This window comes from Rothia sp. HMSC076D04, from assembly GCF_001814645.1.
In the GTDB taxonomy this organism is placed as follows: Bacteria; Actinomycetota; Actinomycetes; order Actinomycetales; family Micrococcaceae; genus Rothia; species Rothia mucilaginosa.
The window spans coordinates 446,552-459,826 of sequence record NZ_KV817365.1; the positions used below are offsets into that span (position 1 = coordinate 446,552).

At 61.7% G+C, this 13,275-nt stretch carries 9 protein-coding genes; all 9 read right to left on the minus strand.

Annotation, left to right across the window (positions count from 1 at the left end; all coding sequences use genetic code 11):
- Positions 1-229 precede the first annotated feature (229 nt).
- Entirely contained in the window at positions 230-3,307 is a 3,078-nt protein-coding gene (locus tag HMPREF2980_RS04145; protein ID WP_070690288.1) for a DEAD/DEAH box helicase, read from the minus strand.
- A gap of 260 nt (positions 3,308-3,567) precedes the next feature.
- The gene (gene tatC, locus HMPREF2980_RS04150; RefSeq protein ID WP_070666591.1) at positions 3,568-4,449 is read right to left on the minus strand and encodes a twin-arginine translocase subunit TatC; all 882 of its coding nucleotides are present in this window, start codon (positions 4,447-4,449) and stop codon (positions 3,568-3,570) included.
- Positions 4,450-4,582: 133 nt separating this feature from the next.
- Positions 4,583-4,828 (minus strand): Sec-independent protein translocase subunit TatA, encoded by a 246-nt coding sequence (gene tatA / locus HMPREF2980_RS04155; RefSeq protein WP_005506024.1) that lies wholly within the window; start codon positions 4,826-4,828, stop codon positions 4,583-4,585.
- A 437-nt stretch (positions 4,829-5,265) separates the two neighbouring features.
- Entirely contained in the window at positions 5,266-7,515 is a 2,250-nt protein-coding gene (locus HMPREF2980_RS04165) for a WYL domain-containing transcriptional regulator (RefSeq protein WP_070690290.1), read from the minus strand.
- Between the two features lie 238 nt (positions 7,516-7,753).
- Positions 7,754-8,149 carry an FKBP-type peptidyl-prolyl cis-trans isomerase gene (locus tag HMPREF2980_RS04170; RefSeq protein ID WP_005508667.1) on the minus strand — a complete coding sequence of 132 codons (396 nt, stop codon included), beginning with the start codon at positions 8,147-8,149 and terminating at the stop codon, positions 7,754-7,756.
- A 130-nt stretch (positions 8,150-8,279) separates the two neighbouring features.
- A complete protein-coding gene (locus HMPREF2980_RS04175; protein ID WP_070690292.1) occupies positions 8,280-9,329 on the minus strand; it encodes an FKBP-type peptidyl-prolyl cis-trans isomerase in 1,050 nt (349 codons plus the stop codon).
- 220 nt (positions 9,330-9,549) lie between these two features.
- Positions 9,550-11,022, minus strand: coding sequence for a Pup--protein ligase (gene pafA / locus HMPREF2980_RS04180; protein WP_070690293.1), 1,473 nt, complete (start codon positions 11,020-11,022; stop codon positions 9,550-9,552).
- A 27-nt stretch (positions 11,023-11,049) separates the two neighbouring features.
- The gene (locus HMPREF2980_RS04185; RefSeq protein WP_005506016.1) at positions 11,050-11,244 is read right to left on the minus strand and encodes a ubiquitin-like protein Pup; all 195 of its coding nucleotides are present in this window, start codon (positions 11,242-11,244) and stop codon (positions 11,050-11,052) included.
- 194 nt (positions 11,245-11,438) lie between these two features.
- On the minus strand, positions 11,439-13,265 hold the full coding sequence (gene dop / locus HMPREF2980_RS04190) for a depupylase/deamidase Dop (protein ID WP_070690295.1): 1,827 nt from the start codon (positions 13,263-13,265) through the stop codon (positions 11,439-11,441).
- Positions 13,266-13,275 lie beyond the last annotated feature (10 nt).

The window sequence follows — 13,275 nt, forward strand, 5'->3', positions numbered from 1 at the left end:
TTTGAGGCGCGCCGAGGCGCACACGGGGCGGGCACTTCAATTGTGCTCGCGTAGCTTAGCTGAGCGTCTCATTTGAGTATAGAAGCACCCCCGCTGCCTGTGGTAGTTCGTTCGTCCTTAGATGAGGCGGAACTTAGATGATGCAGAACAATGCACAGTCGCGGGGGTGGTGGCCCGAACCGATCGGGCGCGGTGTAGCACTCTGTACGGTGTAGCACTACGGTGCGGGTTAGACGTCGAGTGCGACTACGCCGCGGCGTACCGCCTCGATTGCTTCTTCACAGCGGGCGCGGATGACCGGGTCCAGTGAGCGGATGTGCGCGATCTGGTCCAGTGCGTCCAGTACCTGCTTTGCCCAGCGCACGAAGTCGCCGGCGGCAAGGCCGGTGTCCTCGATTGCCTTTGCGAGGTGTGCGCCGTTCGCCCAGGCGTACATGGGTTCGACCAGGCCGAAGTCGCATGCGGGGGTCGGGTTGACCTTGAACTGTTCTTCGGCTGCGTTCAGGTCGGCGAGGCGCTGCGTAATTGTCGCGATGGGTGCGCGCAGGGACGGGTGCGGGTAGTGCGCCAGGTATTCTACGGCGTCGCGCTTACCCTGGTAGGTTAGTGCGGCGACGGTTGCCGCGATGGCGGCGGGCTCCAGTCCGTCGAGGAAGTGCGCGTCCAGGCACAGGGCGGTCAGTAGGTCGCGCTCGCCGTAGATGCGGCGCAGCGCCTGGCCGCCGGTGGTTAGCGACAGTTCGTTATCCTCGGTGCGTTCGACGTAGCCGTAGCTCTCCAGCAGACGCGCAATGCGGTTGAAGACCTGCGCAATCGTGTTGGTGCGGCGGGCAATCTGACGGCGCAACCCTTCCGTCTCAGAGTTGAGCTTCTGCCAGCGTTCAGCCCAACGCATATGGTTCGTGCGGTCGGAGCAGCCGTGGCACGGGTGGTTACGCAGCTGAGCCTGCAGAGCCTCCAGCTGCGCGTCAATGCTGTTCTGACGAGCCGGGATGTTCTGCTGTGCGAGCGCACGCGGGGCGCGGCCGTCGTAGAGTGCCTGGCGCATGCGGCTTGCGGTGTCGCGGCGTTCCTTGGCGGTTTTGAGGCTTAGGCGCTTGGGGATTTTGATGCGTGAGACCGGTTCGATGGCGCCTTCGAAATCGCGGGTTGAGGCGGTGCGCTGGTGCGCGTCCTCGGTAAGGATGCCGATGCGCGGGTCGGCGTGCGAATCGGAGCGGGTGATGACGACTGCGTAGCCGCGGGAGCGGCCGTGCGGAATGTAGATGATGTCGCCGGGCAGTAGCTGCTGGATGCTGTGGTGTGCCTGCGCGCGTGCGTGGCGTTCGTTGCTCTTGGATGCCTTCTTTTCCAGTTCGGCGATGTTGCGGCTGAGCTGGACGTATTCGGTGAAGTCGCCCAGGTGGCATGCCATGGCTTCGCGGTAGCCTTCTAGGGCGCTTTCGTTTTTGCGTACGCGGGAGGCGACGCCCACGACCGACTTGTCTGCCTGGAACTGTGCGAAGGAGGATTCCAGGATTTTGCGGGTGCGTTCGGCGCCGTAGGAGGCGATGAGGTTTGCCGCCATGTTGTAGGTGGGGCGGAATGAGGAGTTTAGCGGGTAGGTGCGGGTTGAGGCGAGGGTTGCCACGTGTTCTGGGGACATGCCGGGGCGCCACATGACGACGGCGTGGCCTTCGATGTCGATACCGCGGCGGCCGGCGCGTCCGGTCAGCTGGGTGTATTCGCCGGGGGTGATGTCTACGTGGGATTCGCCGTTGTACTTGGTGAGCTTTTCCAGGATGACGGTGCGGGCGGGCATGTTGATGCCCAGTGCGAGGGTTTCGGTGGCGAAGACCAGCTTGATCAGGCCCTGGGCGAAGAGGGTTTCGACAACCTCCTTGAACAGGGGTAGCAGGCCGGCGTGGTGCGCGGCGATACCGCGGATGAGGCCGTCACGCCATTCGTAGTAGCCGAGGGTGTTCAGGTCGCGGGTGTCCAGGTGAGCGGTTGCTTCCGCAATGTAGGCGCGGATGGTCTGCTGCTGTTCGGGGGTGGTCAGCGTAATATCGGCGGATACGCAGTGGCTGACCGCGCCGTCGCAACCGGCACGGGAGAAGATAAAGCAGATTGCGGGCAGCAGGCCCTGTTTGTCGAGGGCGCGCACCATCTCCGGGCGGGTAATGCGCTGCGGGCGCAGAGGCTTCTGCTCACCGCGCGCATCAAAGTCCCGGTCGTTACTGAAACGATCGTTGCTGAAACGGTCACGACGGTTCGAGCGGCCGCGCTCGCCGCTGCTGAACGTCTCATTGAGCCAGCCTTCACGGCGGTGACGGAAACGCTCACGCTTGCCGCCGTAGCGTCCACGGCCCGGCGCGGAACGGAAGCCGGGGCGTAACGCCTTCAGCTGCGGGTTCAGACGCAGACCGGCAAGCAGTGGGTTGGCGCCCGCCTCCACGGTTGCGCCACGCTGCTTAGCTTTCTGTGCCTTCTTCGCCTGCTTGCGGGAGAGCTTCTCCTCCGGCTCCTGGTTCTTGCCCTGGGTGTGGTTTTTGCCCTGCGCGGAGTTGTCTTCGGGTACGAACAGGTCCACCACGCGGTGACCGACCATCATGTGCTGCCACAGGGGCACCGGGCGGTGCTCGGAAACGATAATGTCCGTGCCGCCGCGCACCGTATCCAGCCACGCGCCGAACTCCTCAACGTTCGACACCGTAGCCGACAGGGAAATGACGTTCACATGCTCGGGAAGGTGAATAATCGCCTCTTCCCACACCGCGCCACGGAAACGGTCCGCCAGGTAGTGCACCTCATCCATGACCACATAGCCCAGGCCGGTCAGCGTGGTCGAGTTGGCGTAGAGCATGTTGCGTAGCACCTCGGTGGTCATCACGACCACGGGTGCTTCCGTGTTAATGCTCGTATCGCCGGTGAGCAGACCCACGTAATCCTCACCGTACGCGCGCACAAAGTCGTGGTACTTCTGGTTGCTCAGCGCCTTAATGGGGGTCGTGTAGAACGCCTTCATGCCGCGGCGCAACGCCAGGTAGATACCGAACTCACCCACAATGGTCTTACCGGCACCAGTAGGCGCGGCAACGAGGACGGAGCGGTCCGCCTCCACAGCGGCACACGCCTGACGCTGAAAATCATCCAGCGGAAAATCAAGGGACGCCTCAAAAGCCCCGAGGGCGGTCTTCGCGTATGCGGCGCGTTCTCGGGATGCGGCGTATGCGGCAGCGTAGTCGGTGCGCTCCGCCGGGGTCTGTGCGTTAGAAGCGTCAGAAGTGTGTGCGTCAGAAGTGTGCTGTGCGTGGTGCTTGCTCATAGTATGTCCAGTGTAACGGTTCACCCGCCGCGAGCCTTCAGAAAGCACCCTGCACGGGCACTAATCCGGTATGGGCGAACAGCGAGCGCATCGGCGGCGTGCGAAAGGGGCGCGGTTTTTCGTGGAGATGTACCGGCGGGCGCTGTAAAAATTCGTCTGTGCGCCTCGGGACGCTGTTGCGGAACATGCGAAAGGGGCAGGGTACAGGTTCTCTGTACCCCGCCCCTTTCGGTTAGGTTGCTCAAAGCGAGCTATTCAATTTAGGAAGTCTTCTCGTCCTCGAAGTAACCCATCTTCGCCAGGTCTTCACTGCTGGTTGCGGTGTTCAGGCTTGCTTCATCCGAACCCTGCGCCAGCTTGGCAAGCTTGCGGTCGCGGCGCTTGTCGTTAATCATGCAGATGAGGATTGCTGCGAAAAAGAAAATCAGCAGCGGCGCCATGAGCACGAACATCATCATGATGTCGCTACCGGGTGCAGTCAGCGCTGCGATAACCGCAACGAGCACAACAACCCAGCGCCAAGACTTCAGGATGGTCTTACCGCGAATCAGGCCCAGCATGTTAATGCCGACCAGAATCACAGGGATGATGAAGGCGCAGGAGAACGTCACAACGAACTTCAGGATGAAGGAGATGTACACGCCCGCGTCAATGTAGTTACTGTCGTTGAGGGGGGTGAACTTCAGCAGTGCGTAGACCACGCCGGGGAGGGTGAAGTACGAAATGGCGACACCGCAGGCAAACGCGAAAATAGATGCGGTGAGGAAGCCGAAGAGATACCTCTTCTCCTTGGTGTGCAGTGCCGGCAGCAGGAATCGCAGCGCCTGGTAGAGCCAGACGGGAGAGGCGATCACCAAGCCGATGTACATACCGACCTTAAGCAGCTGGTCGAAAGGAGATGCGACGCTACCGTAGTTCAGGTTTGCGTTGCGGCCGGTTTCTGCGTTGATCTGCTGCAGGGGCACAGAGATCATTTCGATGAAAGGCTGGTAGAGGAAGACCGTACCGATGATGGCTGCGATGACGGTTGCGATAGCCGCTTTGATGAGGCGGTCGCGGAATTCGCGCAGGTGTTCCTTGAGTTCCATGCGTGCTTCAGGATTGATTTTGCGGTTGCGCACGTCCTGGTCGGGTGTTGCCACGTGGTGTCCTCTGGGTGTCGGTGCCGTGTGTGATTCGGCTGAGGGGGTCTGGTGGGGTGTTTATGGGGTGGTGCCGCAAAACCCGTGCCGGCCGGTGGGCTGGCACGGGTTTGGTGCGTCGGTGGCGGGACCGTTACTTGGTTTCGGTCTTGCCGTCCTTGCCGTTGTCTACGACCTCAGCGGTGACGACCTCTTCGCCGTCCTTCTCGCGGGGGTCCTTCTTGGAATCGTTCTTCAGGCCCTCAACTTCGGTCTTGAAGATGCGCATGGACTGGCCGAGGCTGCGTGCCATGCCGGGCAGCTTGGGTGCGCCGAAGAGGAGGACGATGAGGAGGATAACGACGATGATGGTCGCGGGGTGGCTGAAAATCTGGCCCATGGTGGTGTGCCTTTCTGTTAGAGCAGGTCTCCGATGTTTTGAGGTTGGCCGAGTCGATCTCGTCGGGAGACCCGTCGCTTGATCCGCTCAGACCTGCGTGTCTGCTTACCTTGTTCGTAGTTATTGTATGCCTCGGTGATGGGTGTGAATACCCCGAGGGTGGTGTCTCGCGGGAGTTTTCGGCTTGCGTTCGCTTGCGCTGCGTCGAATTGTCCCTCGATTGACTCGACCCAGGTTACGGTTTCGTCAAGGAGTGTGAAACCGCGAGTGAGTGCTTTGTAGGTGAACCATGCCAAATAGAGGAGCGAGCAGATGATGAGCGCGCCCCATAGCAAAATCCAGAACCACCAAGACATGAGCACCATTATACAAGTTTTAGGTTAATGTTTTGGCCCCTTAGATGGGTTTTTAGGGCGTTTTTGCTTGTGGGTGAAGTTCTATTTTTCTGCGGGCGCACCCCTGCGGCTACTCGCGTTGAGGGTCTGCAACTGGTCAAGCAGCGCCGCGCGTAGGTGCGCAGGGCCGACCAGTTCGAGGGCACCTCGGTGCGCGATGACGGTGTCGAGGATGTTCTTATCGCCAGCGCCGTGGGCGTTGTTGTAGTAGTGGATGCGCACGTACTGGGTGCGTGAAGCCTTCTTCACGTGGTGGGTGCTTCGACGCATGTACGTTGCGGTGAGAGTATCGAGCGGCTCACCGCTGGGAATATGCTCGGTCGGGTGAATCCGTAACTCAGCGAACGGGTTGGTCTGAGTGCTGTGCTGTTGCGCGTGCCAGCTCGGCACGGTGTCACCGGTGACCGGGTGGGTACGACCCGCGCCCGCCTCACGGATGTGGTTGATGCGGCTGAGGCGGAAGTTACGCCAGAAAGTGGGGGTTTTCTCCCCCGCCTCACTGTCGGCAGTCTCGCCGGTGGCTACGTGAGCAAAAGACTCAGGTACCTGCGCGGGTACATACTCGGGCACCTCTTCACCGCGCGCAGCATAGTAACGTTGCTCAGCGGTACGGCACCACGCATGCAGGTACATGTGGTCGCGGTGCAACACCAACGCATACGGGTCCACCAGACGATCAGCGGCACGCTCAGAAGTACCGTACCCAATGGTCACGGCATTGCCGCTACTCAAGGCGGCAGTCGCCTCCTGCAACAGAGGCTCCTCCGGGGCGAAGCACAGGTGCTGCGCATAGACGGGCGCGTTCGGGTACGCGGCGGCGAGCGCCGCACGGATACTGCCCAGACGCGCATCCGCCGGGTGCAGAATATCTGCGGCAGAGAGGGTAAAGACGAGAATGGCAAGCTCAGTGTCAGTAAGTCGCGCGTAGTTCAGCAGCGTGTTCGGGGTAGCGCCGTCAAAATCCGGCAGCAGGTTACTGTAGGTGGGCTTGAGGGCGTCCGGGTCCTTGGGATCAGAATCGAAAGGAACGGTGTCTACCCGCGCGAAAATCTCGGCAATGGTTTTGCCGAGGGCACGGTTCTTCTCGGTGTCCACGCTATAGAGGGCGTTGAGCTGGTTCAACGGCATGGGCTCCTCACCGTGGGCGCTCGCCCAGCGGTCGGCACGGTGCAGACCCAGGAGCAGGTCAACAAGGTCGTCGAGGGAGTTGTTGCGGTTGCGCTGGTTGATATCCGCCCAGGTGCCGGGGTCTTCAACTGCGCCGCTGTGCAGGTCGGTGAGGGTGCGCAATAGCTGCTGCTGGGCGGCGTAGCTGTCACGCTGGCGGGTAGATGCAGCCTCCGATTCCTCGGGCGGCTCGATCAAACAGCTGTAGCTGGTCGCCGCCACAGCGCTATCAATCGTGCCGTACGAGGGCACGGTGAAGGGCTCCGACAGCGTAGAATCGGCGCTGACCTCGGCAACAATCAGGCTCTCTTCGTAGCCCTTAATGTCTTCAAGCCAGTTCTTGGCTTTAAACGTCGCATTGATGGGGGTCGAATCGATACGTGAAAGCATCGTGAGCTTCTGAATACGGCTGGCACGGAACGTGTACTCCTTACGCTCCGCGCTCTCAGTGTAGTAGCCGACAAAATACCAGGTGCCGTAACGGTACCCAATACCGGCAACACTGACCTTCTCCTGCACGCGAGTCGCACCGGCAGCCGTCTGATAGGTGAACGTGACCGTCTTACGCTCCGCATAGGCGGTAAACAGCTCATTCAGGTGCGGGTTATCGCTAAAGTAAATGCGCTGAAGAGGCTCGCGGTAGGTGTACAGGTTCTTCGCGCGCTGACGCTTGCCGGTCTTCGGCTCCAGGATCTTCGCGGCGGCGAGCGCCTCATCGGTGAGGTTCTCGCTGGTCAGCGCAATCTTACGCAGGATGCGGTAGGCGTCATCCTGCAGTTCGGTGCCTTCCCAGCCGCGCAGGATGGTGTTGATGAGGCGGAACTCCTCGGCGGTGGGGTTCCAGGCAGGCAGCTGCGCGGCGTTGCTGGTTTCGAGGCGGTAGCGCTCCCCCAGGTCCGTGGTCACGTGGGTGATGCGTGCGCCGGCATCACGCAGGGTCTGTTTGGCTCGTTCAAAGGCGCGTTCCTGGGCCTCGCTGAGGGAGCCGTTAGCGCGCGTGCTAATACCGAGCAGGGTCAGTAGCTCGTTGCGGCTGATGCCCTGGGTTCGGGTTGCGGCATCGGGTGCCTCGGCGGCGGTGGCGAGGCGGTGAAGAGTCATGTAAAGCTGGGCTGCGGTGGACATGATTCCATCATACCGTGTGTGTTCCGCGGCACTTACTTGCGTGTGGGGTGGCTGCGAGAAGAATGCGCGGGTATAAAATTTCGCGGACGCGCCGATAGCCCAGTACAAAAAAGCCCAGTACAAAAACTTGATACACAAAAGCCCGGCGCCCCTCCCACAATCGGGAGAAAGCACCGGGCTGCGCGTCTCTGCGCGTCTTACGTGAGAAGCGCGAAAAACGCGAGAACCTTGCTAATCCTTAGCGGACGTCCAGCAGGTCCACCACGAAAATCAGGGACTCGCCGGGCTTAATGACCGAACCAGCGCCGCGGTCACCGTACGCCATGTCGGCGGGAATCTCCAGGCGACGACGGCCGCCGACCTTCATGCCGAGCAGACCCTCATCCCAACCGCGGATAACCTGGCCAACGCCCACCTGGAAGGGCAGCGGCTCGCCGCGGTTCCAGGACGCGTCGAACTCTTCACCGGTGGAGAAAGCCACACCAACGTAGTGGGTGAGCACGCGGGAGCCGGGAACAACCTCAGCGCCAGCGCCCTCAATCAGGTCGGTAATGACCAGCTCGGTGGGGGCGTCGCCCTCGGGGAAATCGATTTCGGGCTTTTCGCGGTCGAGGTTACGCTGACCGAAAGACATGGGTGTCTCCTTTGATTGGTTCGACATACATCGAAATAGTGGGTGCGCCCGCCGCCTAAGCCGTATAGGCGACGAGCGCGGTATAAAAATGTGACGTAAAAACGTGGGTCCCGAAAATCTGGGTCCCGGGCTACTGTGCGGTTGCCGAGGCGGTAGCCGCCGGGGTCGCAGAAGCGGTTGCCGAGGCGCTCGCCTCCGCAGCAGCTGCGCTAGAAGCCGCCTGGGCACGCTGCAGGGTCTGCGGGTTCTCCTCCGCGCCCAGAATATCAACCACGAACACGAGGGGACCCGAAGGCTTGGAACCGCCGGTGTCGTTACCGTACGCCAAATCCGCCGGGATGACTAGCTCAACGCGGGAGCCGACCTTCTTGCCCTTCAGACCCTGAGTCCAGCCCTTGATAACGCCCTGCAGGGAGAGGCCCATCGGGGTGGAAGCGTCATAGTTGCCGTCGAAGACCTTACCGTCGGAGTACTGCACGCCAATGTAACGCACGTACACGGTATCGGTTTCCTTGACCTCGGCGCCCTCGCCCTCAATGAGGTTCTTCGAGACGAGCTCAGTGTATTCCTGCTTGGTGTCGGGCAGCTTAATATCAGCCTTGCCGGTGGACTCATCCAGAGTGAAGGACGGCAGCGACGGGTCAGCCTCAACAGCCTTACCGGTTGCGTACTTGGGCAGCTTCGTCTTCACGGTGTACACCTCAACGTTAGTTGCGGCACCGGGCGAAGCGGTCGTAGTGGTCACGCCCGCGGTGCTACGCTGCTGCAGAACGTTGGTGGTGTACGAGAAAGAACCGCCAACCTTAATCTTCTTCAGGGTTTCGTACACCTGCGGTGCAGCCTGCTTCAGCTGATCGTTAATCGGCAGCAGAATCGGCTCGCTGGAGTAAGTGGAACCGTTAAGCTTGCCGTCGGTGCCGTTGAACACGGCAGCCTCAACGAGCACGTAGTCACCATCGTTGATGGAGTCGCCGTTACCTTCCTCAATCACGTATGCGGAGGGGCTAGAAGCGGCGAAGGGAGTCGCGAAGGACGCCTCAGGCGCAGCGGTCGCGTTCTTCAAGGTGTACTGCACCTTGGACAAATCGCCATTGCTGGACTGCGCGCCACATGCGGACAGTGCAAGCGCGAGAGCTGCCGCGCTGGCACCGAAAATAGTGAGCTTAGAGCGTTTGGTCATAGTGTTATCCTCTGGGGTTTTCTGTGAGAGTGGGGCGTGTGAGTGCCCGTGTGCCACAGAACAGTTTACAGGTATAGGTTTAGCTGTTTTATGCTACGGCACGTAGCTGTGTTCAGGCTGTGTCGCGGCGCGGGGTGCGCCGAGAAACTTTGGGGTGCGAACTTTGGGCGGGAACACGCTGTGCCGTAACGGTGGTGATCTGATGTTTTAGCAGGGTCGTTTAGCAGGGCGGCGGGAATGCCGCCTCCTGATGCTGACGCGCCTTGCCCTCCAGCAGGGTCAGCACTTCCTCCAAGCCTTCACTGTCAGTTGCGAACGGGTCCTTACACACCAGCGTGTGCTGCGGGTAGGCGTTGAGCTTCAAGTGCACCCAATCCACGGTGAACTGCTCCCCCGCCGCAACCGCCGCGTTAATGAAACGCGAACGCTGCAGAGCGCGAGTGTTCGGCGGCTGAGTCTTCGCCGCCTCCGCAGCACCCTCGGGCAGGATGCGCTTGACCGCACCGCGACGAACCAGCGCGTGGAAGACGCTACGCTCCGGGTCGATGTCGTGGTACGCCAAATCCAGCTGACGGATGCGGGCGCTCGCATAATCGGCAGGCTGACCAGCCGCGCGGGCGCGGGCAATATACGCATCCAGAAGCTTCTTCTTAATCGCCCAGTCAATCTCAGTGTCAATGCTGCTGTAGTCGCCGGACTCGATAGCATCCAGGGTGCGCTGCCACAGGTCCAGGGCGTATTCCACGTGGCGGTGGTGCGCGCCGTACTGCTGCACGTACTGGCGTGCCGCATCCAGGTAGTGACGCTGAACGCTCAACGCCGTGTAGTGCTTACCGTCCGTGGTTTCGAAGGTCGCGGTGCCGGTCAGGTCGTGGCTGATAGCGCGCAGCGCCGCCGGAACAGACACAATATCCAGGCTGGTGACCGGGAATCGGTCCTCCAGCATGCGCAGCACCAGGTCGGTGCTGGCAATCTTCAGCAGGGTCGTCGGCTCCGCCATGTTCGAATCACCGTTAATGACGTGCATGCGGCGGAACTTCGACGCGTCCGCGTGCGGCTCGTCGCGGGTGTTAATGAGCGGGCGAGCGCGCGAGGTCGAGGTGGATGCCGCCTCCCAAATATGGTCGGCACGCTGCGAGAACGAATACGAGGGCACACCCGTGCTAGACGCCGGGTCGGTCGAGCCGGGCACCGGGCCACCATTCGGGTGGGTCTTACCGGCACCAACCAGAATCTGGCGGGTCACCAGGAACGGCACGAGCTGCTTAATCAGGTCGTTGAACTGCAATTTGCGGCTGATCAGGTAGTTCTCGTGGCTACCGTAGGAGTTGCCCGCCGAATCCACGTTGTTCTTGAACAGGTACAGCTCACCGGCGAGGGGGCGGCCCTCCGAGCCTGCGAGCAGGCGCTTGCGGGCAGTACGCGCCAGATCAGCGAAAAGCAGCTCACCGGCGCGTTCCTGCGCGAGTAGTTCGTCAATGCTGCCGCATTCGGCGGAGGCGTACTCGGGGTGCGAGCCCACGTCAAGGTAGAGCCTACCGCCGTTGGGCAGGAAGACGTTGGTTGAACGCCACTGATCCAGGACGGGCTTGAAAAGGGCGGCGGCGGACTCTTCGATGCTCAGCCGGCCCATGCCGTGCGGGACGTAGCTGAGCCCGAATTCGCTTTCAATGCCGAAAATACGGTGTTCCATGATGCTGACCCGGCGCGGGTGTGCCGGTTACTCGCCGCCCTTCTGGACGAAGCCGGTGACGAAGTCTTCAGCGTTCTCAGCGAGCAGGCCGTCAATTTCGTCGAGCAGGTCGTCGACCTCGCTCACGTCAGAGACAACGTGGGAGGCGGCGAGGGTCAGTTCCTGCTCCTGCTCGGCTGCGGTGGTTTCGGTCTGCTGTGCGCTGATGCGTTCGCGGCTCATGGTTCTCTCCTCAAGGGGTTTTCGGTTGTGGACAAATAAGTTTTGAGTGGGGTCGGGTGCGGGGTGTCAGGGTTTTGGTACCTGGACCTTCCTGCACCCTACTTGTGGGTTATGTGGTTTTTACTCTTCCGAATGGGGGTATTCGCCCCGGGGAAGAATATGAGTTTATGTGGGTTTGCGGCTGTGAGGCGCTACTAGCGCAGGCGGTTCAGCAACTCATCCGAATGGTTCACCTCATCCAGCAGCGGCTCCACCTGGGCGGCACCGTACCGGGTCGGCTCCATCATCGTAAAACGAGTCAGATCCTTCGAATACCTGCCACGGCAGGACACCGTATCCCAGTTAATACCGAGAATCTCCTCCGGCCAACGCGCCATCAACGTGCCACGCAAAAACGCGCGCGTCTCACGCGGCGGCTCAGTCGTCGCACGCTTAATCTGCTCCGCAGAGAACAACGTGCGCATACGGCCACGCGCCACCAGACGGTGATACAGGCTCTTCGACGGGTCAATATCAGCGTACTGCAAATCCAAAGCCTTCAACTTCGGATTCGCATAATCTACGCCCTGAGCGACATAACCGCGCACCAGCGCATACTTCGCCACCCAATCCAGACGATCCGCCAGCGAGAGCGGGTTGGTTTCCAGGGCATCCAGAACCTCACCCCACAGGTTGAGGATCTGCGCGGTCGCAGCATCCACACCCGCCGGGTTCGACTCCTCGTGCGCACGGGAGGCCTCATAGTAGGCGCGCTGAATCTGCAGGGCGCTCGCCGAACCACTCGTGGACACCGGGTTCGGCAGGGTCGCCGAAGACGGCGCCAGCGGCAGCTGAACCGACAGCGACAAATCGTGGCTGACCGCGTGCATCGCCGCCACCGGATCGGACAGGCGCACACCCGGCAACGCGGGGTGCTGCTCGCTGTGCGACTCAATCAGGTTCATCACCAGCGCCGCCGTACCAAACTTCAACAGGTTCGAATAGTGCGACATGTTCGCATCCGCCGGAATCACGTGCAGGCGGCGGTACTTAGACTCATCCGCATGCGGCTCATCGCGAGTATTCACAATCGGGCGGCGAATCGTGGTCTCCAAACCAATCGTGCGCTCAAAGAAATCAGCACGCGAACTAATCTGAAAACCCGGAACCTCACCGTGCGTACCAATACCCACACGGCCCGCACCCGTAAAAATAGCGCGGGTCGCAAAGAACGGCAGGAGTGCATCCGCAACCTGCTCAAACGGAACGTCACGGCTAATCAGGTAGTTCTCGTGGGCGCCGTACGACTGGCCCTTCGAGTCGGTGTTGTTCTTGTACAGCTTCACCTGCGGCAAATCCTGCGCGTGGTTGCCCAGCTCAACCAGCGACTCGTACGCCAGCGCGTCACCGGCGGCATCGTAGAGCACCGCGTCGGCGGGGCTCAGCACCTCGGGCGAAGAATACTCCGGATGCGCGTGGTCCACGTACAGGCGCGCACCGTTGGGCAGGATCGCGTTCATGGTCACGCGGTCCCAATCCAGACGCTCCGGGAAACCACCGCGGCCGTGTACGCCGGCGAGCGCATCCAGGGCGCTGCGCGGCTCGGCGGGTTCGCCCGGTGCCTGCACGCCCGCCTCGCGCATAATCTCCAGGGCGATGTCCTGGCTGGTCAGCTCGGTGCGGGTGTGGGTCATCTGGCTCGAGTGCGCGGTGGAGGCGTCCTGCACCCGGCCGAAGGCGTCGCGCAGGGGCGACTCGGACTCCCCCAGCCACTGGCCCTCGGGTGCGGCGGGGGCGCTGGGTTCGGTCGAGTAGTTCTCGGCTTGGCGGGCCTCCTCGGCGACGAGCTCGGCGGCCAGGGCGCGGCGCTGCAGCTGCTCGCGGAAGGCGGCGCCGCGGCGGAAGGCGAGCTTGGCGTAGGTGTTGACCACCAGTGCGGACAGCACGGTCGGGTTGGTGCCCGGTGCGGAGGGCGCGATGACGCCGTATTCGGTTTCGGCGCCCATGATGCGGTGCACGCCGTAGCTGGGTGTGGAGTTCATGGGGTTCTCC